A 25658-nucleotide genomic window follows, 5' to 3' on the forward strand; every position below is an offset into this window, starting at 1 on the left:
CTGAACCAAGGATTAAGGTGATATCGAAATAATTAGACTTGATACAAACCACTTGGGTGTTGTATGGTCAAGCCAAACGAGCAATTAGTACAGGTTAGCTACACACATCGCTGTGCTTCCACACCCTGCCTATCAACGTCCTAGTCTTGAACGGCTCTTTAGGGAAATCTAATCTTGAGGTGGGCTTCCCGCTTAGATGCTTTCAGCGGTTATCCCATCCGAACGTAGCTACCGGGCAATGCCATTGGCATGACAACCCGAACACCAGTGGTTCGTCCACTCTGGTCCTCTCGTACTAGGAGCAGATCCTCTCAAATTTCCAACGCCCACGGTAGATAGGGACCGAACTGTCTCACGACGTTCTAAACCCAGCTCGCGTACCTCTTTAAATGGCGAACAGCCATACCCTTAGGACCTGCTTCAGCCCTAGGATGAGATGAGCCGACATCGAGGTGCCAAACACCGCCGTCGATATGAACTCTTGGGCGGTATCAGCCTGTTATCCCCAGAGTACCTTTTATCCGTTGAGCGATGGCCCTTCCATACAGAACCACCGGATCACTAAGACCTACTTTCGTACCTGCTCGACTTGTGGGTCTCGCAGTTAAGCGCGCTTTTGCCTTTATACTCTATGAACGATTTCCGACCGTTCTGAGCGCACCTTCGTACTCCTCCGTTACTCTTTAGGAGGAGACCGCCCCAGTCAAACTACCCACCATACATTGTCCTCGGTATTGTTATACCTGAGTTAGAACCCCGACATGACCAGGGTGGTATTTCAAGGATGGCTCCACCAAGACTAGCGTCTCGGCTTCAAAGCCTCCCACCTATCCTGCACAAGTCAGGTCAAAGTTCAATGTAAAGCTGTAGTAAAGGTTCACGGGGTCTTTCCGTCTAGCCGCGGGTACACAGCATCTTCACTGCGATTTCGATTTCACTGAGTCTCTGCTGGAGACAGCGCTGCCATCATTATGTCATTCGTGCAGGTCGGAACTTACCCGACAAGGAATTTCGCTACCTTAGGACCGTTATAGTTACGGCCGCCGTTTACTGGGGCTTCGATCAAGAGCTTCGCATACGCTAACCCCATCAATTAACCTTCCAGCACCGGGCAGACATCACACCCTATACGTCCACTTTCGTGTTTGCAGAGTGCTGTGTTTTTAATAAACAGTTGCAGCAGCCTGGTATCTGCGACTGCCAACAGCTCAAGGAGCAAGTCCTATCACCATCGGCAGCGTACCTTCTCCCGAAGTTACGGTACCATTTTGCCTAGTTCCTTCAGCAGAGTTCTCTCAAGCGCCTTGGTATTCTCTACCTGATCACCTGTGTCGGTTTAGGGTACGATTCGTTTATAACTATTGCTTAGAAGCTTTTCCTGGAAGCATGGTATTTGCCACTTCGCGGTACAAGTACCGCTTGCTATCAGATCTCAGCCGTATTACAGTCCGGATTTGCCTAAACTGTAAGCCTACATCCTTTCACCTGGACAACCAACGCCAGGCTGACATAACCTACTCCGTCCCTCCATCGCATTATAAACAAGTATCGGAATATTAACCGATTTCCCATCGACTACGCCTTTCGGCCTCGCCTTAGGGGTCGACTCACCCAGCCCCGATTAACGTTGGACTGGAACCCTTGATCTTCCGGCGTGCGAGCTTTTCACTCGCATTATCGTTACTCACGTCAGCATTCGCTCTTGTGATACCTCCAGCATGCTTTACAACACACCTTCACAGGCTTACACAACGCTCCCCTACCACTTGAAAACAAATTCAAATCCGCAGCTTCGGCTCCTAGTTTGAGCCCCGTTACATCTTCCGCGCGGGCCGACTCGACTAGTGAGCTATTACGCTTTCTTTAAAGGATGGCTGCTTCTAAGCCAACCTCCTAGCTGTCTATGCCTTCCCACCTCGTTTCCCACTTAACTAGGAATTTGGGGCCTTAGCTGGCGGTCTGGGTTGTTTCCCTCTCCACAATGGACGTTAGCACCCACTGTGTGTCTCCCGGATATCACTCATCGGTATTCGGAGTTTGCATCGGTTTGGTAAGTCGGTATGACCCCCTAGCCGAAACAGTGCTCTACCCCCAATGGTGTTCGTCCGAGGCGCTACCTAAATAGCTTTCGGGGAGAACCAGCTATCACCGAGTTTGATTAGCCTTTCACCCCTATCCACAAGTCATCCCCTGGCTTTTCAACGACAGTGGGTTCGGTCCTCCGGTGCCTGTTACGGCACTTTCAACCTGCTCATGGATAGATCACTCGGTTTCGGGTCTATACCCTGCAACTAATCGCCCTATTAAGACTCGGTTTCCCTACGGCTCCCCTAAACGGTTAACCTTGCTACAGAATATAAGTCGCTGACCCATTATACAAAAGGTACGCGGTCACCCTAATAAATTAAGGCTCCCACTGCTTGTACGCACACGGTTTCAGGTTCTATTTCACTCCCCTCACAGGGGTTCTTTTCGCCTTTCCCTCACGGTACTGGTTCACTATCGGTCAGTCAGGAGTATTTAGCCTTGGAGGATGGTCCCCCCATCTTCAAACAGGATTTCTCGTGCCCCGCTCTACTTAATATGTTAACGCTAATGTTTCGAATACAGGACTATCACCTACTACGGTCAGCTTTCCCACGCTGTTCTTCTACATTAGCATTAATCGGCTTCTCCCCGTTCGCTCGCCGCTACTAGGGGAATCTCAATTGATGTCTATTCCTAAGGGTACTGAGATGTTTCACTTCCCCTCGTTCGCCTCTTATATAAATATAAGATAGCTAGCTTATGCTAGCTGGGTTTCCCCATTCAGAAATCTCCGGATCACAGGATATTGCCGCCTCCCCGAAGCTTATCGCAGGCTGTCACGTCTTTCATCGCCTCTGACTGCCAAGGCATCCACCATGTGCGCTTCATTACTTGACCATACAACCCCAAGTAGTCTTTCGACTTCAAAGTGTCATACAATCTAATTATGATAACGATATCACCTATGTTTACGCTTGATTCAGTTCTCTTTACTTTTTTAAGAAACCCTCTTTGGGATAACAAACAATGTCGTTAAAAGAGGATTTCTTAAGGTTAGAGTGTCGCGTGAACACGCCACTCTAACCCAGACTCATATCTATGTTTTTAAATAGTTCTTACTCTCTCGTCGAGTAGTAAGTTCTGTATAAAACAGAAGTAAATAATCAATGATGATCACTTAATTCTGTTTATGCTGTGCACTGAAAGCTTACTTGGCGTTTATAGTGGTGGAGCCAAACGGAGTCGAACCGTTGACCTCCTGCGTGCAAGGCAGGCGCTCTACCAACTGAGCTATGGCCCCATATATAAATGGTGGGTCTAAGTGGACTTGAACCACTGACCCCCGCGTTATCAACACGGTGCTCTAACCAGCTGAGCTACAGACCCAAATTACGCTTGTATAAACGTAAGCTTAAACTAAAGAACAACTTGTTGTGAATTCTTGCTGACCGAATGCTGTCTATAAGGAGGTGATCCAGCCGCAGGTTCCCCTACGGCTACCTTGTTACGACTTCACCCCAGTCATCAACCACACCGTGGTGAGCGCCATCCTAAAAGGTTAGGCTACCCACTTCTGGTGCAATCAACTCCCATGGTGTGACGGGCGGTGTGTACAAGGCCCGGGAACGTATTCACCGCGGCATTCTGATCCGCGATTACTAGCGATTCCTACTTCATGGAGTCGAGTTGCAGACTCCAATCTGGACTACGATAGGCTTTTTGAGATTCGCATCACATCGCTGTGTAGCTGCCCTCTGTACCTACCATTGTAGCACGTGTGTAGCCCTGGTCGTAAGGGCCATGATGACTTGACGTCGTCCCCGCCTTCCTCCAGTTTGTCACTGGCAGTATCCTTAGAGTTCCCGGCCAAACCGCTGGTAACTAAGGACAAGGGTTGCGCTCGTTGCGGGACTTAACCCAACATCTCACGACACGAGCTGACGACAGCCATGCAGCACCTGTATTCTAATTCCCGAAGGCACTCCCGCATCTCTGCAGGATTCTAGATATGTCAAGACCAGGTAAGGTTCTTCGCGTTGCATCGAATTAAACCACATGCTCCACCGCTTGTGCGGGCCCCCGTCAATTCATTTGAGTTTTAACCTTGCGGCCGTACTCCCCAGGCGGTCTACTTATTGCGTTAGCTGCGTCACTAAGTCCTCAAGGGACCCAACGACTAGTAGACATCGTTTACGGCGTGGACTACCAGGGTATCTAATCCTGTTTGCTACCCACGCTTTCGAACCTCAGTGTCAGTATGATGCCAGAAGGCTGCCTTCGCCATCGGTATTCCTCCAGATCTCTACGCATTTCACCGCTACACCTGGAATTCTACCTTCCTCTCACCTACTCTAGCCTAACAGTATCAGATGCCGTTCCCAGGTTAAGCCCGGGGCTTTCACATCTGACTTATCAAGCCACCTACGCTCGCTTTACGCCCAGTAATTCCGATTAACGCTTGCACCCTCTGTATTACCGCGGCTGCTGGCACAGAGTTAGCCGGTGCTTATTCTGCAGCTAATGTCATCGTCTATGGGTATTAACCATAGAGTCTTCTTCACTGCTTAAAGTGCTTTACAACCAAAAGGCCTTCTTCACACACGCGGCATGGCTGGATCAGGGTTGCCCCCATTGTCCAATATTCCCCACTGCTGCCTCCCGTAGGAGTCCGGGCCGTGTCTCAGTCCCGGTGTGGCTGATCATCCTCTCAGACCAGCTACAGATCGTCGCCATGGTAGGCCTTTACCCCACCATCTAGCTAATCCGACTTAGGCTCATCTAATAGCGAGAGCAACAAGTTGCCCCCTTTCTCCCGTAGGTCGTATGCGGTATTAATTCGAGTTTCCCCGAGCTATCCCCCACTACTAGGTAGATTCCTAAGTATTACTCACCCGTCCGCCGCTCGTCAGCGAGAAGCAAGCTTCTCCTGTTACCGCTCGACTTGCATGTGTTAAGCCTGCCGCCAGCGTTCAATCTGAGCCATGATCAAACTCTTCAGTTTAATCTTGCATGAAGTCCTTTAAAGAGACTCCGAAACTTGGCTCATTTAATCTGGCAATTACGCTCTCGTATGTTTCATATAATGAATTAACTTTGAGTTTTCTTGCTGTCTTAAATGATAATTTTTATAGTTAGAATGACTCCCGAAAAGAGAGTAAAACCAACTTTATTTTTTAGCATTCTGAATCAGCAAAAATCCACACAAGTTGTTCTTTAGTTATGCTTTTAAATAGTGTCAAGCTACTGTCGTCCAGTAACTGATATATAGGGTATTTCTCTTTGCTAGTTCGTTTAAGTTAAGAACTTATCCTATCTAGCGAGCCGACTATCATATCATGATGATTTGGTTTGTCAAGCTTTTTTATAATTTGTTTCAATGGGTTAGCCAGGTTTGTTATATGTAATTGACATATAAGTTGTTCCGGTTCTCCCTAATGAGGTGCGTATTATAGACGGTTTGAACTGGGTGTCAACCGATTTTCGATAGATTTCTTAATTTATTTTAGAAGACGGTAAACAAACCATATTTTTCAATAGCTTAGTAAAAATCAGATATTAAACCAAAGAAGATTATTCTCTAGACATGCCTTAATGTTTAATTATTATTTGCTACGAAGCTTATTAGTAAGCTCAATTGGACATTTATAAACCCTAGATTTTTTTGTTATAGCAGATGTATCTATAGATATATTCGTCACTATTGATATTGACATTAAGCGTACCTATATAGGGAAGCTGACTTCGTCGCGGCTGTCTAGTGTTAATAGACAGCGTTTGCTATAATAACGGCTTCTATGACATTACTGCATGGCACTCCTACTTACTCTTATGAACAAGCAACTTATTCTATATTATAGCGATTTGAATTATAGCGATTTGATGATCAGTTATTAGATAGCTACTTAATTAGCATAATATATAAGATAAATTTTAGCTCAGTGCTTGTAGTTAATGCTCATTTCTTACAACATATCCAACATATCATAGTGGTTAGATATAATTGACGTGATCTTACGGTTATATGATTGATGGTTGCAATCATCACTGCCAACGGACCCAAAAAGGTGAATAGATTATGGTAGCGATTACTTTACCTGATGGTAGCGTAAAAAACTTTGAAGGCAATACAACGGTCATGGAAGTGGCGCAAAGTATTGGAGCGGGCTTGGCGAAGGCGACGGTCGCGGGACGCGTTGATGGTCATTTAGTAGATGCACACGACCCTATCGTTGCCGATGCAAAAGTTGAAATCGTGACGCCAAAAGACGCTGATGGCGTCGACATCATTCGCCACTCATGTGCCCACTTGTTAGGTCATGCGGTAAAACAGCTTTATCCTGACGTAAAAATGGTCATCGGTCCTGTTATCGAAGATGGCTTTTATTATGACATCTATAGTGAGACGCCATTTACCCCTGAGCACATGGAAAAAATTGAAAAACGCATGATGGAGCTGATTAAGCAAGATTATGATGTCATCAAAAAAATGACCCCTCGCGATGAAGTCATCAAGATTTTTGAAGAGCGCGGCGAAGATTATAAGCTGAAATTGATCAATGACATGCCTGGCGAAGAAGCCTTTGGTCTGTATCATCATCAAGAATATGTCGATATGTGCCGTGGTCCACACGTGCCAAATACGCGCTTCTTAAAAGTGTTTAAACTGACCAAAATGTCAGGCGCTTATTGGCGCGGTGATGCCAAAAACGAGCAGCTGCAACGTATTTATGGTACGGCGTGGGCAGATAAAAAAGATTTAAAAGCATATATCCAACGTATCGAAGAAGCGGAAAAACGTGATCACCGTAAGATTGGTAAAGCGTTAAATTTATTTCATATGCAAGAGCAAGCGCCGGGTATGGTGTTTTGGCATGCCAATGGTTGGACTATTTATCAGGTACTTGAGCAATATATGCGTAAAGTGCAGCATGACCATGGTTATGAGGAAATCAAAACGCCGCAAATCGTCGATCGCAGCTTGTGGGAACGTTCAGGCCATTGGGGTAACTATGCCACCAATATGTTTACCACTTCGAGCGAAAACCGTGATTATGCAGTAAAACCAATGAACTGCCCATGTCACGTACAAGTATTTAACCAAGGCTTAAAGTCTTACCGTGAACTGCCGCTACGTATGGCGGAGTTTGGCTCGTGCCATCGTAACGAACCCTCTGGCTCATTACATGGTTTGATGCGTGTACGTGGTTTCACTCAAGATGATGCGCATATTTTCTGTACGCAAGCACAAATTCAGCAAGAAGTTGCGGATTTTATTAAACTGACCCTTGCGGTGTATGAAGACTTTGGTTTTGATAATATCATTATGAAGCTCTCAACCCGTCCTGAAAAACGCGTTGGTAGCGATGAATCTTGGGATTTTGCCGAAAAAGCCTTGGCAGATGCCCTAGATAGCTCAGGTCTTGATTGGGAATATCTACCGGGTGAAGGCGCATTTTATGGTCCGAAGATTGAGTTTAGTCTAAAGGATTCATTGGGTCGTGTCTGGCAGTGCGGTACGATACAGGTTGATCCAAATATGCCTGAGCGCCTTGATGCCGAATTCGTCAATGAGCAAAACGAGCGCGAAACCCCAATTATGCTGCACCGTGCAATCTTAGGCTCGTTTGAGCGTTTTATCGGTATCTTGATCGAAAACTACGCCGGTTGGATGCCTGTATGGCTTGCGCCGCAACAGGTGGCGGTGATGAATATTACTGATAAACAAGCCGATGCTTGTGAAAATGTGGTCCGTGAGCTGAAAAATGCAGGTTTGCGAGCGACGAGTGACTTGCGTAACGAAAAGATTGGATTTAAGATACGAGAGAAAACATTAGAACGCGTTCCCTATATGCTAGTATTAGGGGATAAAGAGGTTGAAACGGGCAGTGTCAACGTCCGAACTCGTGAAGGTGAAAACCTCGGCGTCATGAGTGTTGCAGAATTTATTAGCTTAGTACAGACTGCTGTCAGCAAAAAAGGCCGACAGACCCCAAAAACAGATGAGGAGTAATACCTATTAAACAGTCAAACCGTTTGAACATCAACGAAGATATCAATGCTAAAGAAGTCCGTTTGGTTAAAGAAGATGGCGAGCAAATGGGCGTGGTCGATATCGAAACCGCGATGAAAGCGGCGCGTGATGAAAATCTAGATTTGGTCGAATTGGTTCCTGAAGCCAAGCCGCCAGTATGCAAAATCATGGATTATAAACATTTCCTCTATGATCAAAAGCAGAAAGCGAAAGAAGCGAAGAAGAACCAAAAACAGACCCAGCTAAAAGAGATGAAGCTACGTCCTAGTACTGAAGAGGCGGATTATCAAGTTAAGCTGAAAAAAATCGTCAGCTTCTTGGAAAACCAAGATAAAGTTAAAATCAGTATCCGTTTCCGTGGCCGCGAAATGGCGCACCAAGAGATTGGACGTAAACAACTTGATCGTATCATTGAAGATACCGCTGATATCTCAAACGTCGAACAGTATCCTAAGATGGAAGGCCGTCAAATGGGTATGCTACTTGGACCTACTAAGAAAAAATAATCCACCTGTGGATTATAGCGAGTAGTGGCTGTAAATCGATGTGATGGTTAGTTAATATAATCAATTAACTAACACAGACAGCTCGTTATTATAGATAGTTATACTCTTAACCATCAATATACTCCGGGATATTGATGGTTTTTTCATATTTATTACTGAATACGCCCATTAAATATAAAAAAGCTAAGTACGATAAGCCAAATTCCTCTATAAACGCTTTATAAACCTCAGTTTACAAAACCCATCTTCTCAACCTTTTCATTACCAGTTAATCTAAAGATTATCTCATCACACATATCTCATTCGAATAAAAATCATTGGGTAATAAAAACAATTGAAACCACGACTATAAAAGCGCTTAGCAAAAACTGTTATTCATTAACAATTAATAGTTAATGACAATTAATAGTCAATAAATAGTGTCATTGATAAATAACGTCGTCGGTAAAGAATCCCATTTTTAGATATTATAGGAAATTTTATGCAAGAATTGACCCCGCCCGAAAACGCCTCAACGCCAAGCATCACTTTAACCGCTCCTGAGCCGGTGAAAGAAATACAAAAAAGCGAAGCGGATCAAATGGTGAAACTGGACGAAAGCCAGATTCCTGAACTTGATGCTAAAGTCGATGCCTTTGTCGATCACGTGATTAACAACTCAGTACACAGCGCTGAGTTTCAGCAAAACGTGCAATCTATCCATAATTTGGGCAATAAAGAAATTCGCGAATCGGCACAAGTGTCAAACCGTATGCTCGATTTACCAGCAAAAAGTCTCAATGATAGCTTGTTTGATAACTCACCTATCGCCAAATCATTGACTGAGCTGCGCGGTATTGTTGAAGATTTGGATCCGAGCAAAAAAGAGCTGACCAGCTCACGCAAGCTCTTTGGTCTGATTCCATTTGGTAATAAAGTGCAAGATTATTTCCGTCAATATGAGTCAGCGCAATCGCATATCAACGCCGTGGTGTCCAGCCTTTATAATGGCAAAGACGAACTGCTCAAAGACAATGCCATGATTGAGCAGGAAAAAGTCAATATGTGGGAGCTGATGCAATCGATTCGCCAATACATTTATGTTGGCAAAAAAATCGATGAACAGCTTGAGCAAAAGGTTTATGCCGTTGAAGCCACTGACCCCGAAAAAGCGCGTATTATTAAAGAAGAAATGCTGTTTTATGTACGGCAAAAAAATACCGACTTTTTAACGCAATTGGCGGTAAACGTACAAGGTTACTTGGCCCTTGATACCATTCGTAAAAACAACCTAGAGCTGATTAAAGGTGTGGATCGCGCGACGACGACGACGATCTCGGCGCTACGTACGGCAGTGGTGGTTGCTCAAGCAATGACCAATCAAAAACTGGTACTCGATCAAATCACCGCGCTAAATAAAACGACCAGCAGCTTGATTGAATCAACCTCTGCGATGCTCAAACGTCAATCGCTTGAGATTCATGAGCAGGCAACCAGTAGCACGATTGAGCTTGATAAACTCCAAAACGCCTTCAATAACGTCTATGAAACGATGGATATGATTAGCAATTATAAAATCGAGGCGTTAGAAAATATGAAGCAAACGGTCAATACTCTGACAGCCGAAGTTGATAAAGCGCAGAAATATCTCGATAAGTCGAATCAAACGACTGTCCTTGAAGTATCGAAAGAATTAAATACTAAAAAGATAACCAATCAATCAAATACGGTCGATATTGATATTTGATTGGCTCGCATGTCGAAGGCTGTTAGCGATACAAGCTAGCAGCTACTTGCTATCTGATACACATAAGACAATTGACCTAAGATATTACGGCGTTGTTCGTGTTAAGATAGCACTTATTAATAATTTTAAAAAATAGATACGGTAATTTATGAGTTGGAATGATCCAAACGCCTCGAGTGAGGCACAAAAATACGTTAACCCTATTCCTAGTCGCGAACTGATACTCAGTACGATTAATGAATACGGTGAAGTCACGCATCAACAATTGGCAAAAGCCTTTAATATTGATGACCCTGACCAATTTGATGCTTTAGGCAATCGTCTAAAGGCAATGGCGCGCGATGGGCAAGTAAACCGCGACGGGCGTCCTTATCGCTATCGTACTGTAACCGAACACGATATCGTCACTGGCACCGTGTCAGCTCACCCTAAAGGCTTTGGCTTTGTGATATTGAGCGATATGCCTGATTTGTTTTTGCATGAAAAGCAGATGCGCTGGGTATTTAATGGCGATACCGTACAAGCGGTTGGCACCTCTACGGATAATCGCGGTCGTACCGAAGGGCGTATTGTCGATATCGTTGAGCGTCGCCAAAACAATTTTATTGGTACATTGGCGCATGATGAAGAAGGTTATTGCGTTGAGCTTGGTAGCCCAAATAACCATCAGCCGATTACCGTCACTGAAGAAAACGTGCAAGCGTTAGATGCCAAACAAGGTGCGCCAGTCAAAGTCGATATTATCGATTGGCCAAACCAACACGAGTTTGCCACTGGTAAAATCACTCAAGTCTTATCTGATGATAATGACCGTGAATTGATTATTGAGACGACTCTACTCAACTATGATATCCCGTCAGACTTTAGCGAAGCGGCATTACAGCAGGCCAATAGCTATCAAGAGCCGACCGAAAAAGACTTGAAAGGTCGTACAGACTTGCGCGATTTACCTCTTATTACTATCGACGGTGAAGACGCGCGCGACTTTGATGATGCAGTGTTTGCCGAAAAACGCTCAGGCGGTAACTATCGTGTTTTAGTAGCGATTGCTGATGTAAGCTATTACGTCACGCCAAACTCACCACTTGATAAAGATGCTTACGAGCGCGGCACGTCAGTGTATTTTCCGCATCGCGTGATTCCGATGCTGCCAGAAGTATTGTCTAACGGCCTATGCTCTTTGAACCCCAACCTTGACCGTCTCTGTATGGTTGCCGATATCAAGATATCGCGTGCTGGTAAAGTCACAGGCTACGAATTTTATCCGGGCGTTATGCACTCACAAGCGCGCCTGACTTATAACCAAGTGAATGCTTACCTTGCCAATCCAAAAGATAAAAGCGTTCCTGAATCATTAACGGCTAATAAAGATGTTAAAAAATCGGTCGATACCTTACATCAATTGTATGAGCTGCTGCTAAAAAAACGTGAAGAACGCCATGCCATGGAGTTTGAAACAGTCGAAACGTATATTAAGTTTAATGAAAAAGGTGGCATCGAAGCGATTTTACCGCGTACGCGCGGCGATGCGCAAAAGCTTATCGAAGAATGTATGCTGCTTGCTAATACCTGTGCAGCAAACTTTGCCCTAAAACATGAGTTGCCTGTCTTATATCGTAACCACGATAAGCCTGATAGCGAAAAGTCAATGCGCATTCATGAATATGCCAAAAACTTTGGCTTAAGCTTCCCTGAGGAAAGCCCAACGCAAGCAGATTATCAGCGTATCATCGAAGCTACCAAAGACCGCCCTGACGCGATTAGCATCCACAGCATGCTGCTACGCTCGATGATGCAAGCGAACTATGCGCCTGACAACATCGGTCACTTTGGTTTGGCTTATGATGAATACAGCCACTTTACCTCGCCGATTCGCCGCTATCCTGATTTAATGCTGCATCGCGCGATTAAAGCGAAAGTGACTAATAGCCAGCAGCCAGTAATGGATTTCTCGCTTGAAGATGCTGGCACGCAAACCTCAGATACCGAGCGCCGCGCCGAAAAAGCATCGCGTTATGTGGAATCTTGGCTCAAATGTCATTATATGAAAGATCATGTCGGCGAAGAGTTCGATGGCGTGGTGACGACTGTGACGAGCTTCGGTTTATTTGTGACTTTGACCGACTTATATATCGATGGTCTCGTGCACATCTCCAACGTTGGCGACGACTTCTTTGTCTATGATGAGCAGCAACAACAGCTTATCGGTAAAGACAGAGGCACGGTATTTGGGCTTGGCGATTTGGTTCGCGTAAAAGTAGCGGGCGTTAATATGGACCTGCTACAAATCGACTTTGATCTTAAAGCTAAGCTACAAGCAAGCCAAATGAATCAAACCAAACGCGATCAGCCAAAGAACAATTCGGCTGGTAAGAGCTCTGCTAACAAAACTTCGGCGAATAAACCCCCTTCTAAAAGAAGCAGCAGCCGTGGTAAAGGCACCAGCAAAAAAAGCTAACGTTGCCTAAATGTTAAGATTAAAAAAAGACTAACATTATCGTTAGTCTTTTTTTTGTATTCATTAAAGGGCGATTAATTAGATGCTGTTATTAAGACGCCACTTATTTCAGCCTTAAAATTCTAAACAATAATAACTCTAAGGTTTAAAGCTCCTATTGCGTATTAGCGATTTGCTCGCGGCGTTGTTGACTGACCTGCTCCGCTTGTTCTATCTGCGTGCTTGCTTTATCAAGGATAGCTTTTGGCTGCTGCCCTAACGGCTGACTTGCGATATCTGAAGTATTACTCTCAGCTACGTTAATGTCAGTTTGTTCTGCGACACTACTAGCGGCTAACGCTTCTCTATTTTTTTCACGTTGGCTGCCGCTGATCATATTAAACCCTGCGAGAATAACGATACCAGCCAAAGCAAAAATAATCAGATGTTTGATTTGCATAAAAAATATCTCGTCTATGTCGATAAAAGGTAGATAGACGTTTCGTTGCATTTTTTATGCCGACTTTTATAGTTAGTAATCATTTTTTAATAGATAATCTTCAACGCCACTCTTTTGGGCTATTCTTGCGGACTGTTGTTACTTAATAGGTCGGTTTCATCTGAATTTTCGGCAATTTCTTGCTCAACTTTTTCCATTAGTTTCTGGTCAGGACGCGCATCGAGTACTTCGTCGGCATTGCGACCTTGTAAGATATGCTTGGCCCGCGCCTTTGCTTGTTTCTTATCTTTATCTTCAATGCTAGTACCAGTAGCAGAAGATACATCAGACGCTTTATCAGTTGCAGAAATGTGCGGCGTTACCGTCGTTTCCGCTGGTGATTTATCGTTCGTTTGACTGCTTTGGAAATGCTCAAAGGCTTTTTCTAGCTTATGGTTAAAGCGCAACTGATAAATGGGCTCGGGTAAAGTAAAACCTTCATCTTCTAAGGCATGCTTGGTTTCGCGAATGGCGATACTGCGGGCTTTGGAGAAATCTGCCTCCAATTGATTGACCCATACTTGGAACTGTAAAACGATGTTTGATTCGCCGACTTCTTTGATAACCGCCGTGACTTTTGGCTTATCTAAGGCAAATCCCAACTGACAGATGGCATCGATACCTACCTTGATCGCAGCAAGCGGATCGTCGTTGGCATCAACCCCGAGCTCAAAGGTAAAACGGCGCTCGGGGTTTTTGGTGTAATTTAAAATTGTTGCTTTAAAGACTTCAGCGTTAGGAATACGTAACTGATTGCCGTCTAAGGTCATTAAAATCGTGGCGCGTGAGGTTAGGCGCACCACGATGCCTTCTTGATTGTTAATCAAAATATGGTCGCGGGCGCGAAACGGTTGGCGGATACTGAGCATGAGCGAGGCAATATAGTTCTCAATGGTGTCTTTGACGGCAAAACCAACGGCGATACCAATAACACCTGCCCCACCAAGCAGCGTGCCCAAGATAGTCTCAGCACCAATCAAACTTAACGCTAAGATAAGACCGAAAATGATAAAGATGACTTTAACGGTTTGGGCAAGTAACTCTGCGACAAAGGGATTTGGCGTAAGACGTTGCCACATTTTTTGTCGATTGGATAACCAACTGCCAAACCACGTCACTAAGGCAAATAAAACAATCCCTACGAGTAGTAGCGGCAACGCTTTGACTAGGTTTTTGGTTTGCGCTTTGAGACTCTGATAAACAGTCGAGACATTATCCTGCACATCAAGGGTGCGATTGATTCTATCTTCTACCGTCACCACGTCGGTTAAGCGATTGGTCAGATTAATCGCTTGCTGGGCTTTTTTCTCGTTAGGCGTCTCACCGGTTAAGGTTACAACCCCTTGGTTGACGCTGACACTTACTGCTTGCAAGCCGTCAATTTCTGAAAAAATGCCACTGATACGTTGCTGGATATCATTGTCTTTTAACGGCGTTGGCGTGGTTTCGATTTGGGCATTATTAGTACTTTCACCGCTGATAACTGGCGGTTTTTCAACTGGCGCGGGCGCAGTGTCAGAAGTACTTGGCGTAGCAGGGGTAATAGTGATGGCACTATTTAGACTATTATTTGGCTCATTGGCAGGTGGGGCGTTTATAGCTGGGGCGTTAGGCGTCTGAGCGCTGGTCCCACTGTCAGCTGTACTATCTTCAGTAGCCTCATTATTGAGTATAATACTCTCACTTGTGCTGCTGTCTGTAGCCGCATAAGTTGGCATGCTTAAAAGAACACTTAAAAAGATACTTAATAGCAATAACAGCTGAGCGTAGACGTTTATCGTTATACGCGACTGGCGCTGGCTTAACCTGTGTAGCCTACGTAATTGAGGCTGGTCAACATACGCTGCCATAAGTATCCCTTTATTATTCTAGCTTTATATCACATTTCCAATAACGCTCTCTGGACATGGCGACTAAAAACTATTTACCATCTAGATAAAGCTGCGCCTCACCCAAGTCTAAGGTGCCTTCGTAAATCGCGCGGCCAGTGATAATCCCTTCGATACAGTCACCATAAGGTTTTAGCAATTCAATGTCTTTCATATCGGTGACGCCGCCTGACGCAATCACCGGCAAGCCGCCTTCACGCGCTAAATTAACCGTTTGCTCGACATTGACGCCTTGCATCATGCCATCACGAGCGATATCGGTATAAACGATTGACGATACGCCAACATCAGCAAAACGCTTGGCAAGCTCGGTAGCTTTGGTATCGGTCACGTTTGCCCAACCGTGCGTGGCAACCATGCCATCTTTGGCATCGATACCGACAATAATGTGTCCAGCAAACTCGCGGCAGGCTTCGGTCACAAAGTCAGGATCCTCCACGGCTTTGGTACCAATAATAATGTAGGTCAAACCTGCGCTAATATACTGCTCGATGGTTTTCATATTGCGCACACCGCCGCCCAATTGAATCGGCAGCTTGGGGAAAGCTTTGGCAATGTCGTTGACCACTTGTTTGTGTACTGGGATGCCATCAAATGCGCCATTTAAATCGACTAAATGCAAGCGCCGCGCGCCTTCATTGACCCAACGCGCCGCCATAGCGACTGGATCATCAGAAAATACCGTATCGTCTTCCATACGACCTTGTTTTAAACGCACACATTTACCATCTTTTAAATCAATAGCGGGGATAATGACAGGGACAGCACACATACAGCATTCCTTATAAAACGATATCAGCGATTAAAAATAGTTGAATAATAACAATTTGAATAAGAAAAATTCAAAAGTGAAAAAAGTATCCAAGCCCATCAAAGGGCGACTACATAAAATTTATTTAGCATAGCAAATTAAAAGCAGCTATTAGGGAAAATTGATTAAATATTAAAAATGGCAGTGGTAAATGAGAATACGAGTTAAAGTTTGGTTAAAAAATGGTAAAGAACCCATCACCGTAATCACAATCATAACAATAAGTTTTAGCCGAAGGAAACACTCGTAACATTAGGTAAATTCATTTACCAACTGGCAATTTTAGGTCAGTTTAGCGTATAATCCTAGGTAAATTTGTATTTGTATGATAAAACCTAATCGTCTGCTACCTATTGACGATTGCAATCAGCATAAGGTAAATATGAGCACCCCATTAGCACTAAATTAATGCTGAGCTTATCAAGACATTGAGTTTACCCTGTAATCATAGGTCATTAACCAGCACTTAGATAGCTTTCACAAAGACAGCTTTCATAAAGTATGAACAAATCACTGATGCCTCATTTATATGCACTCGTATGAATAGCGCTGCGTAAATTTTAATAACCCTATGATTCCTGATACGACAAATTTTAAGATTTTAATAAATCGTATGGTAAAACTGTATTTTATCTACTGTCATCCTCGTTGAGGACGCGGTTAGATTTGTGAGTTTTACGATACACCTTGGTAGCCAGTCGTCACTTTGGTCATTCGAATAAGACATTAACGTGTTGTTAAGGAGTCTAAGGTCAGCGTTAATACTCTTACTTGTAGTTATGATGATGTGTTATGTCTAGAGCACTTTTTCACGCCCTTTTTTGGGAGTGATAAAGCACTTTATTGATGACGCTGTTATCCATGCTGCCGATATACCAAACAGGACGTCTGGTATCGTTTTAGACTATGGACTAAGTTTTCGCTTATGATTACCATCAAAAAAGGTTTGGATTTACCCATCACTGGTGAACCCTCCCGCGAGATATCTGAGCACAGACCCGCCTATGTAGCACTTGTTGGCTATGATTATGTGGGCATGAAGCCCACGATGAATGTCAAAGAAGGCGACATCGTAGCTAAAGGTCAGCCCGTTTTTGAAGACAAAAAACGGGTTGGCGTTATCTACACTGCCCCTGCTGCTGGTAAGGTCGTCGCCGTTAATCGCGGTGAGCGTCGTGTTTTTGAAAGTCTTGTGATTGCGGTCGACCCAAACGGTGAAGAAGTAGAATTTCAGCGCTACGACTCCCAGCAACTTGCTGACCTAGATTCTGAAGTCGTTGAAACCCAACTGCTTGCCTCTGGTGAATGGACCGCTTTTCGCACGCGTCCTTATAGCCGCTCCCCCGATATTGGTGCCCGTCCGCACGCTATCTTTGTCACCGCTATGGATACCAATCCATTAGCGCTTGACCCGATGTTGCTGATTAATGAGCAGCTTCAAGCGTTCAATGACGGACTTGCTGTATTATCAACCCTCAGCCCCAAGACCTTTGTCTGCCATCATGGCGATGCCCAGCTGACGCCAGTTGCCAAAACGGCTGCTAATAATGTCACTGAGTATCATAGCTTTGCTGGCAAACACCCTGCTGGTCTGGCTGGCACGCACATTCACTTTTTGCATCCTATCATGCGCGGCGTGACCGTGTGGACGATTGGTTACCAAGACGTGATTGCCATTGGTAAGTTGTTTACTACTGGTCGTTTATATACGCGCCGTATGCTTAGCCTCGCTGGCCCTGCGGTTAAAAACCCGCATTTGGTGGTCACCGAGCGCGGTGCAGATATCGCAGCATTGACCAAAGGTGAGCTTACAGCTGGCGAGAACCGTATCGTCTCGGGTTCTGTGCTTTCAGGTCGCAAAGTGGCGGGCAATACCAATTATCTTGGTCGCTTTCATAATCAAATCAGTGCGCTAACCGAAGGTCGTGAACGTCCAGCGTTTCACTTCTTTACCGCTGGTGCCAATCGCTTTTCTAAATTGCCTATCTATATCTCGCAGTTTTTTGGTGGTAAAAAATATAACTTTACCACTTCGAGCAATGGCTCACCGCGGGCGATGGTGCCAATTGGCGTCTATGAAGAAGTCATGCCGCAAGACTATCTGCCAACGCAGCTACTGCGCGCTTTGATTGTCGAAGACATCGTTAGCGCTGTCGATTTGGGCGTACTTGAATTGGACGAAGAAGATTTGGCATTATGCACCTTTGTATCTCCTGGCAAATATGAATTCGGCGATATTTTGCGTGACAACTTAACGCGCATTGAGCTGGAGGGCTAACCACGATGAAATTTTTACACAGTATGTTCGATCGTATGGAGCCGTCTTTCACCAAGGGTGGCAAACACGAAAAGTACTACGCCATCTTTGAGATGTTTGATACGTTTTTACGTCAACCAGGCTCAACGACATACGCATCCTCACACGTACGCGACGGTATCGACCTTAAGCGTATTATGATTACCGTTTGGTTATGTACTTTCCCTGCGATGTTTTGGGGTATGTACAATATCGGTCATCAAGCATTAACAGCGATTGCGCAGCTTGGCTTACAGCCTGAAGGCTGGCGTACCGTTATCACCAGTATGGCGGGCTACAATCCAGACAGTATCTGGGCAAGCTTTGTCTACGGAGCCATGCAGTTCTTACCGATTTATATCGTCACCTTTGCGGTTGGTATTCTCTGTGAGATTATCTTTGCTGTCGTGCGCGGGCATGAAGTTAACGAAGGTTTCTTTGTGACTTCTGTGCTATTTGCGCTGTGTCTCCCACCAGATATTCCTTTATGGCAAGTTGCCTTAGGTATTATCTTTGGTGTGGTCGTGGCAAAAGAAGTCTTTGGCGGTACGGGTAAAAACTTCCTGAACCCTGCCCTATCAGGTCGTGCGTTCTTATACTTTGCTTACCCTGCTTATATGTCAGGCGACTCAGTATGGACGGCGGTTGATGGTTTCTCAGGAGCCACGCCACTTGGACTTGCCGCGCTTGGCGTCGTCCCAGCAGACTTCGTTGATGTTTATGGCAATGCCATCACATGGACGGATGCTTTCTTAGGTAATATGCAAGGCAGTATCGGTGAAGTATCGACGCTGGCTATTTTGCTAGGTGCAGTGGTTCTACTTTGGACGCGCATTGCCTCATGGCGCATCATGGCAGGTTGTGTGGTTGGGCTAATTGCCACATCGCTAGTCTTTAATATGGTCGGTTCTGAAGACAATATGATGATGAGCCTGCCGTTTTATTGGCACTTAGTCATCGGCGGTTTTGCCTTTGGTGCAGTATTTATGGCAACCGACCCTGTATCAGCTGCGCACACCAATAAAGGCCGCTGGGCTTATGGTATTTTGATTGGTTTTATGACCGTACTCATTCGCGTCGTCAACCCAGCCTTCCCAGAAGGCATCATGCTTGCCATTTTATTCGCCAACTTATTTGCGCCATTATTTGATTACTTTGTGACGCAAGCCAATATCAAGCGCCAAACAGCACGGAGGGTTCGTTATGTCCAAGCCCAAAAGTAATAATGCAAAAACCATCAGCGTGGCGTTGACGCTATGCTTGGTGTGCTCTGTATTGGTCTCAGCGGCGGCTGTGGGTTTGAAACCAGCACAAGTTGAAAACGCGCGCTTAGACCGTAACAAAAATATCTTAGTCGCCGCTGGTATGTTTGACCCAGCGTCTGATACCAATGAAGATGTGGCCGAGCGTTTTAAAGACTTTGAGGTAAAAATCGTTGACCTTAATAAAGGCAATTACCTCGATGACGACGCGCTAAAAGCCGCTGGCATTCCTGATCGCAATGCGTACGATGCCAGTCAAGCGACCAAAAATCAGGCGCTAAGCGAAGATTTGGGCGGTAATGACCCTGCTGGTATCGGCCGTGTTCCTAAATACGCCAAAGTCTATGTCAAAAGTGATGACGCGGGACAGCCTGAAATGGTGGTGCTGCCGATTCAAGGCTATGGTCTATGGGGTACGATTTATGGTTTCTTAACGCTTGAAAGTGATATGAATACCATCAAAGGAATCAGTTTCTATGAGCATAAAGAAACCCCAGGTCTAGGTGCTCGTATCGAGGAGCCTGAGTGGCGCGCCATGTGGAGCGGCATTCACTCTTATGATGAAAACGGCGCAGTTGCAACAGGTGTGACTAAAGCCGGTAATCCAAAAGACAACTGGGTAGATGGCATCAGTGGTGCGACCTTAACCGGTCGCGGCGTCAGTAACATGATTCAGTTTTGGCTAGGTGAGCAAGGCTATAAGCCTTACTTAGACCAGCTGCGTGAACAAAACGGCAAAACAGTGGCGGATCCAGAAGTCAAAGCCAGTCAAAGTCCGTATAAAAAACTGGGTCAGAACTTACATCAACAGCAGACGCATCCCGCAACCGAACTGGTCGCAGTAGTGCCAGCAGCACACGGTAAGGAGGCATAACATGGCTGATACAAAAACGATTTTAACCTCGCCTATCTTTGACAATAACCCGATTGCCCTGCAAATCTTAGGTATTTGTTCGGCGTTGGCGGTTACTACCAGTGTGGCGAATGCGCTGGTAATGAGTGTGGCGTTGACCTTGGTCACGGCATTCTCAAGCTTTTTTATCTCTATTATCCGTAAGCAAATCCCATCAAGCATTCGTATTATTGTGCAGATGACGATTATTGCGTCATTGGTTATTGTGGTTGACCAGATTTTAAAAGCGGTCGCTTATGACGTCAGTAAAGGTTTGTCGGTATTCGTTGGTTTGATTATCACCAACTGTATCGTGATGGGCCGTGCCGAAGCATTTGCCATGAGCAATCCACCAGTACCAAGCTTTTTAGACGGTATTGGTAACGGTCTTGGTTACTCGGCGGTACTGCTATTTGTCGCGAGCGTGCGTGAGATTTTGGGCGCAGGCAGTTGGTTCGGTATTACCATTTTGCAAACTGCTAACGATGGTGGTTGGTACGTACCAAATGGTCTATTACTATTGCCACCGTCAGCGTTCTTTATCATTGCTCTGTTCATTGTGATTATCCGTACTTGGAAACCTGAACAGGTCGAAGAAGCTGAATTTGTAATGAAGCCGCAATCTAAAGGCATGGCACAAGGAGGCGGTCACTAATGGGACACTATGTCAGTTTATTTATAACCTCGGTCTTTATCGAGAATATGGCGCTGGCCTACTTCTTAGGCATGTGTACCTTTTTGGCGGTATCAAAAAAGGTCTCCACCGCGATTGGTCTTGGAGTCGCTGTGGTCGTCGTGATGGCGATTACCGTACCGCTAAATAACCTTTTGTTTCAGTTCATCTTAAAAAATGGTGCGCTGGCATGGGCAGGTTTCCCTGATATCGACTTAAGCTTTTTGGGCCTACTCAGTTATATTGGTTTGATCGCCGCTGTGGTACAGATTTTAGAGATGTTCTTGGATAAGTTCGTCCCGAGTCTGTATAACGCCCTTGGGGTGTTTTTGCCACTGATTACCGTTAACTGCGCCATTTTAGGTGGCGTACTGTTTATGGTTGAGCGTGATTATAACTTTGGCGAATCGATGGTATACGGCGTCGGCGCAGGTTTTGGTTGGGCATTGGCGATTACCGCCTTGGCGGGTATCCGTGAAAAGCTAAAATACTCAGACATTCCAGCGCCGCTGCGTGGTCTTGGTATTACCTTTATCACGGTTGGTCTGATGTCACTTGGCTTTATGTCTTTCGGCGGTATGTCAATTTAAACCGCTAAGCTTAAACCCTATTTAGCACTTTGACCTATTTAATTCATTTATTCGGTAGGGGTTCAAAAAACGCAAAGACGTTTTTTCGCTCCCCTACTCCATAGATTAAGGATACCTACCATGGATTACGCTACGGCGATTGGTGGCGTTGCTATGTTTACCGTGATCATCATGGGTCTTGTTGCCATTATTTTGGCAGCGCGCTCAAGATTGGTCAGTTCAGGCGATGTTACTATCCATATCAATGATAATCCCGATAATGACGTCGTGACACCCGCGGGCGGAAAACTGCTACAAACATTGGCAAGCGAAGGTATTTTCTTATCTTCGGCCTGTGGTGGCGGTGGTACCTGCGCGCAGTGTCGTTGCCGCGTTATCGAAGGGGGCGGCTCTATCCTGCCCACCGAAACTGGGTATTTTACCCAAGGCGAAATCCGTAACCACATGCGTCTTGCCTGTCAGGTTGCGGTAAAGCAAGACATGAAAATTGAGATTGACCCTGAGTTTTTTGATGTACAGAAATGGGAATGTGAAGTTGTCTCGAACGATAACGTTGCCACCTTTATTAAAGAATTGGTGCTTAAAATTCCAGAAGGCGAGGAAGTCAATTTCCGTGCGGGTGGTTATGTACAGTTAGAAGCGCCGCCGCATGAAGTGCATTATAAAGACTTTGTGATTGACGAAGAATACCGCGAAGATTGGGAAAAGTTCGACATTTTCAAATATGTGTCAAAAGTTGATGAGCCAGTTATTCGTGCTTACTCAATGGCCAACTATCCAGACGAGAAAGGCATTATTAAGTTTAATATCCGTATCGCCAGTCCACCGCCTCGCGGCCCTGACGGTATACCACCGGGCAAAATGTCCTCTTGGGTATTTAGCCTCGTCCCTGGCGATAAAGTGACGGTTTCTGGTCCTTATGGTGAGTTTTTTGCCAAAGACACCGAAGCTGAAATGATTTTCGTCGGTGGTGGTGCGGGTATGGCACCGATGCGCTCGCACATTTTCGATCAGCTTAAACGCTTAGATACCAAGCGTAAGATTAGCTTTTGGTATGGCGCGCGCTCGATTCGTGAGATGTTCTACGTTGAAGATTATGATCAGCTAGAAGAAGAGTTTGATAACTTTGAGTGGCATGTGGCCTTGTCTGACCCTCTCCCTGAAGACAATTGGGAAGGTCCAACCGGCTTTATCCATAACGTGCTGCTTGAAAACTATCTTAAAGACCATCCAAACCCAGAAGACTGTGAATACTACATGTGCGGGCCACCGATGATGAACGCGGCGGTAATCGACATGCTACACAGCTTGGGCGTGGAAGATGAAAACATCATGCTTGATGATTTTGGTGGTTAAGCGAGTTATTTAAATCGGTTGATAACACCTATTTATTCAACAAGTATCGTTAAGCTAAAATATATGATAAATTAAGAGTCTCAATGGAGGCTCTTTTTTTATGCGCTAAATAAACCATTTTCAATCAGAAAGGATTCTTATGAAAACCAAAGCGAAAGATTTGACCATTTGGATTACCGGCGCGTCTAGCGGTATCGGCGAAGCATTATCAATTGCCTTTGCCAAACGTGGTGCCAGCATTATTTTAAGTGGCCGTGATAAAGCTAAATTAGAGACAGTCAAAAATCGCTGCAAAAACAGCAAAAAGCATATCGTCGTTCCCTTTGATATCGCCGATGCCGCGCAAGCAAAAGAAGCCTATGAAACAATCAAGGCTAAAACTGAAAAAGTGGATTGGTTGATTAATAATGCGGGCATCAGTCAACGCGCGCTTATCATGGAAACGACCGAGGAAGTTGAACGTAAGCTGATGGAGATAGATTATTTCGCGCAAACGCGGCTGACCAGACTGGTATTGCCCGATATGATTGCGCAAGGTGGCGGCAAAATTGTCATGGTATCGAGCGTGGCAGGTTTACTGGGTACCCAATATCGCGGCGCTTATGGTGCTGCCAAAGCCGCTATCCATATGTGGGCAAACAGCTTGCGCGCAGAATTGCATGACCAAGGCATCGAGGTCGCGACCATATTCCCAGGGTTTATTCAAACCAATATTTCTATCAATGCCTTGACTGGTGATGGTAGTGCGCAAGGGACAATGGATGACGCCACCAATAAAGGTCTTACTGCGACCGCCTTTGCCAAGCAAGTCGTCAAAGCCCTGACTAAGGGTGAAGAATATGTCATCGTTGCTGGCAGTAAAGAAAAGCTTGCCACTAGAGTCAATCGTTTATCGCCGCCGAAGCTATATAAGCTTATTCGTGAGTCACAGGTTAAATAAAAACAGGCAGGTTCAATCGTATCTTCTCGAGTCGTAGTTATTTAAGTCGTACGTTAGTCGTAAATTGGCCTTATCGGTAACAAGGGGTGTAAAATAGGCGACGCTTAGCTTGCTTAGTTTATTACCTGCAAACTAACGCCCCCACTCACCCCTTCGCTTTATCAAGCTGTGATGACTTATATGACAAATTTAACCACCTTTCTTACTCCTAACAAACCCCTAAAATCCGCCTCTTTAACCATCATTGCTATCAGCTCTGTACTCATGCTTAGCGCCTGCCAGCAAAAGCCCGATTACGACAATCTTAGCGGCGAGACCATGGGCACCAGCTACCACATCAGTTATCAATTACCCAAAGGCGCTGATGAAGCTGCCATACAAGCAGCAATTGATAAGCGCTTGCAAGATATAAACGACAGCATGTCGACCTATCAAGCCGACTCTACTATTTCTAAATTTAACCAATTAGGCAAAGATACGCCGATTGCTATCGACGCCGATTTTAGCCATGTGTTGCAAGCCTCAAGGCAAGTTTATGAGCTATCGGGCGGCGCTTTTGACCCAACGGTAATGCCTTTGATAGAAACTTGGGGCTTTGGCAGTACCATGACGGTTGAGCGCTTACAAAGTCCGCCAACGGCGCTTGAGATTGCGCAAGCGAAAGCCTTGGTCGATTTTGACAGTGTCATTCAAAAAGATGACAGCATTTATAAAACCAAAGACGGCGTTGGCCTTGATTTTTCGGCGGTGGCTAAGGGTTATGGCGTCGACGTCATTGCCGATGTGCTTAAGAACACTTATCAAATTCGCAACTATATGGTTGAGATTGGCGGCGAAGTGGCGACTTCAGGCGTTAGCGCCCAGCAGCAGCCGTGGCAAATCGCTATTGATGCACCCATTGAGGGCAGTACAGTAAGTACACGGCAAGCAATGGCGGTGATTCGCCAGCCTATCAATAATGGCGCTAGCATGGCGCTTGCTACTTCTGGCAACTATCGCAACTCCGTTGTTTTCGATGGTAAGCATTATAGCCATACTATTGCCCCAACCACAGGTGAGCCAATCGTAGGCGGTGCGCCATCAGTAACGGTCGCTGCAGAAACGGTGGCGCTGGCGGATGCGTGGGCAACGGCTTTGACCGCCATGCCTTATGGAAAAGCGCTGGCTACGGCGAAAGAGCACAATATCGCAGCTTTATTTGTCATTTTGGCAAAAGGTGTTGCAGCAGACACGGCGACCGACAGCGTTGATGATTGGCAAGTGGTCGAAACGCCGGCGATGAAAACCTTACGCGCCGATAAAAAGTCTTAGTATCAAACGTCTAGACTGTAATAACCTGCTAAGCACAAACGGGCGAGGCAAATTTTTGCTATACTATAAGTAAGTCATTGCTTAGATGGCTGCTTCATATTTTAAACGAGAGGTTATCTCTATGCTTAACCAATTGCTTCCCATGCTTGCTGTTACCTTTACCGTCTTTATGCTGTTTTTTATCTTTATGGGCATCGGTTATATGGTCAAAAAAAAGCCGCTTAGAGGCTCGTGCGGTGGTGTGGCAAAATTGATGGGTGATGAGTTTTGCTCATTTTGTGGTAACGACCCCAATAAATGCGAATCGCTGGTTGACCAGCAGCAAGAAACCGCGCTAAAGGCTGCGCAATTAGGCAAGTCGGTATAAACCTGCTATTTGTTACCATACGTTGGTAGTATTTAGCCGTCCTC

16 protein-coding genes, 2 tRNA genes and 2 rRNA genes are annotated in these 25658 nt (G+C 45.3%); 13 read left to right on the forward strand and 7 right to left on the reverse strand.

Annotated elements, in window-relative coordinates; translation table 11 throughout:
• Positions 1-63: 63 nt before the first annotated feature.
• From RAH45_RS13000 to RAH45_RS13015, 4 genes are all read right to left on the reverse strand, one after another.
• A 23S ribosomal RNA gene (locus tag RAH45_RS13000) occupies positions 64-2925 on the reverse strand.
• Positions 2926-3252: 327 nt separating this feature from the next.
• Positions 3253-3328 (reverse strand) — tRNA-Ala (locus RAH45_RS13005).
• 9 nt (positions 3329-3337) lie between these two features.
• Positions 3338-3414 (reverse strand) — tRNA-Ile (locus RAH45_RS13010).
• A 76-nt stretch (positions 3415-3490) separates the two neighbouring features.
• A 16S ribosomal RNA gene (locus RAH45_RS13015) occupies positions 3491-5029 on the reverse strand.
• Together the 16S and 23S rRNA genes with 2 tRNA genes alongside form the textbook arrangement of a ribosomal RNA operon.
• Before the next feature lie 1074 nt (positions 5030-6103).
• Here RAH45_RS13015 and thrS point away from each other — a divergent pair.
• The 4 genes from thrS (at position 6104) to rnr (ending at position 12749) form a co-directional block, all read left to right on the forward strand.
• Positions 6104-8038, forward strand: coding sequence for a threonine--tRNA ligase (gene thrS / locus RAH45_RS13020; RefSeq protein WP_191692435.1), 1935 nt, complete (start codon positions 6104-6106; stop codon positions 8036-8038).
• Positions 8039-8061: 23 nt separating this feature from the next.
• A complete protein-coding gene (gene infC, locus RAH45_RS13025) occupies positions 8062-8565 on the forward strand; it encodes a translation initiation factor IF-3 (protein ID WP_144297936.1) in 504 nt (167 codons plus the stop codon).
• 481 nt (positions 8566-9046) lie between these two features.
• Positions 9047-10291, forward strand: a complete 1245-nt coding sequence (locus RAH45_RS13030) for a toxic anion resistance protein (RefSeq protein ID WP_193030559.1) — start codon at positions 9047-9049, stop codon at positions 10289-10291.
• A 148-nt stretch (positions 10292-10439) separates the two neighbouring features.
• Entirely contained in the window at positions 10440-12749 is a 2310-nt protein-coding gene (rnr, locus tag RAH45_RS13035; RefSeq protein WP_193030557.1) for a ribonuclease R, read from the forward strand.
• A gap of 154 nt (positions 12750-12903) precedes the next feature.
• Here rnr and RAH45_RS13040 read toward each other — a convergent pair whose 3' ends face one another.
• From RAH45_RS13040 to hisA, 3 genes are all read right to left on the reverse strand, one after another.
• A complete protein-coding gene (locus RAH45_RS13040; RefSeq protein WP_193030555.1) occupies positions 12904-13188 on the reverse strand; it encodes a hypothetical protein in 285 nt (94 codons plus the stop codon).
• Between the two features lie 119 nt (positions 13189-13307).
• Positions 13308-14945 carry a mechanosensitive ion channel domain-containing protein gene (locus RAH45_RS13045; RefSeq protein WP_193030553.1) on the reverse strand — a complete coding sequence of 546 codons (1638 nt, stop codon included), beginning with the start codon at positions 14943-14945 and terminating at the stop codon, positions 13308-13310.
• 202 nt (positions 14946-15147) lie between these two features.
• Positions 15148-15888 (reverse strand): 1-(5-phosphoribosyl)-5-[(5-phosphoribosylamino)methylideneamino]imidazole-4-carboxamide isomerase, encoded by a 741-nt coding sequence (gene hisA / locus RAH45_RS13050; RefSeq protein ID WP_068408306.1) that lies wholly within the window; start codon positions 15886-15888, stop codon positions 15148-15150.
• 964 nt (positions 15889-16852) lie between these two features.
• Here hisA and RAH45_RS13055 point away from each other — a divergent pair.
• The 9 genes from RAH45_RS13055 to nqrM all read left to right on the forward strand — a co-directional run bounded on the left by RAH45_RS13055 (position 16853) and on the right by nqrM (position 25614).
• Positions 16853-18205 carry a Na(+)-translocating NADH-quinone reductase subunit A gene (locus RAH45_RS13055; protein ID WP_193030551.1) on the forward strand — a complete coding sequence of 451 codons (1353 nt, stop codon included), beginning with the start codon at positions 16853-16855 and terminating at the stop codon, positions 18203-18205.
• Positions 18206-18210: 5 nt separating this feature from the next.
• On the forward strand, positions 18211-19446 hold the full coding sequence (locus tag RAH45_RS13060) for an NADH:ubiquinone reductase (Na(+)-transporting) subunit B (RefSeq protein ID WP_193030549.1): 1236 nt from the start codon (positions 18211-18213) through the stop codon (positions 19444-19446).
• Positions 19427-20359: a Na(+)-translocating NADH-quinone reductase subunit C gene (locus RAH45_RS13065; RefSeq protein ID WP_144297944.1), complete on the forward strand. Its 933-nt coding sequence runs from the start codon at positions 19427-19429 to the stop codon at positions 20357-20359. Before RAH45_RS13060 ends, RAH45_RS13065 begins: the two co-directional genes overlap by 20 nt.
• Position 20360: 1 nt before the next feature.
• Positions 20361-21032 carry an NADH:ubiquinone reductase (Na(+)-transporting) subunit D gene (locus tag RAH45_RS13070; protein WP_068404384.1) on the forward strand — a complete coding sequence of 224 codons (672 nt, stop codon included), beginning with the start codon at positions 20361-20363 and terminating at the stop codon, positions 21030-21032.
• A complete protein-coding gene (gene nqrE, locus RAH45_RS13075; RefSeq protein ID WP_068404382.1) occupies positions 21032-21640 on the forward strand; it encodes an NADH:ubiquinone reductase (Na(+)-transporting) subunit E in 609 nt (202 codons plus the stop codon). Before RAH45_RS13070 ends, nqrE begins: the two co-directional genes overlap by 1 nt.
• Before the next feature lie 120 nt (positions 21641-21760).
• On the forward strand, positions 21761-22996 hold the full coding sequence (nqrF, locus tag RAH45_RS13080) for an NADH:ubiquinone reductase (Na(+)-transporting) subunit F (protein ID WP_144297945.1): 1236 nt from the start codon (positions 21761-21763) through the stop codon (positions 22994-22996).
• A gap of 139 nt (positions 22997-23135) precedes the next feature.
• Complete coding sequence (locus RAH45_RS13085; RefSeq protein WP_193030548.1) at positions 23136-23936, forward strand: SDR family NAD(P)-dependent oxidoreductase; 801 nt, start codon at positions 23136-23138, stop codon at positions 23934-23936.
• 180 nt (positions 23937-24116) lie between these two features.
• On the forward strand, positions 24117-25247 hold the full coding sequence (locus RAH45_RS13090; RefSeq protein WP_193030546.1) for an FAD:protein FMN transferase: 1131 nt from the start codon (positions 24117-24119) through the stop codon (positions 25245-25247).
• Between the two features lie 121 nt (positions 25248-25368).
• The gene (gene nqrM / locus RAH45_RS13095) at positions 25369-25614 is read left to right on the forward strand and encodes a (Na+)-NQR maturation NqrM (protein WP_068404374.1); all 246 of its coding nucleotides are present in this window, start codon (positions 25369-25371) and stop codon (positions 25612-25614) included.
• The last annotated feature ends 44 nt before the right edge of the window (positions 25615-25658 follow it).

This window comes from Psychrobacter sp. van23A (genome assembly GCF_030845275.1).
Classification (GTDB): domain Bacteria; phylum Pseudomonadota; class Gammaproteobacteria; order Pseudomonadales; family Moraxellaceae; genus Psychrobacter; species Psychrobacter faecalis.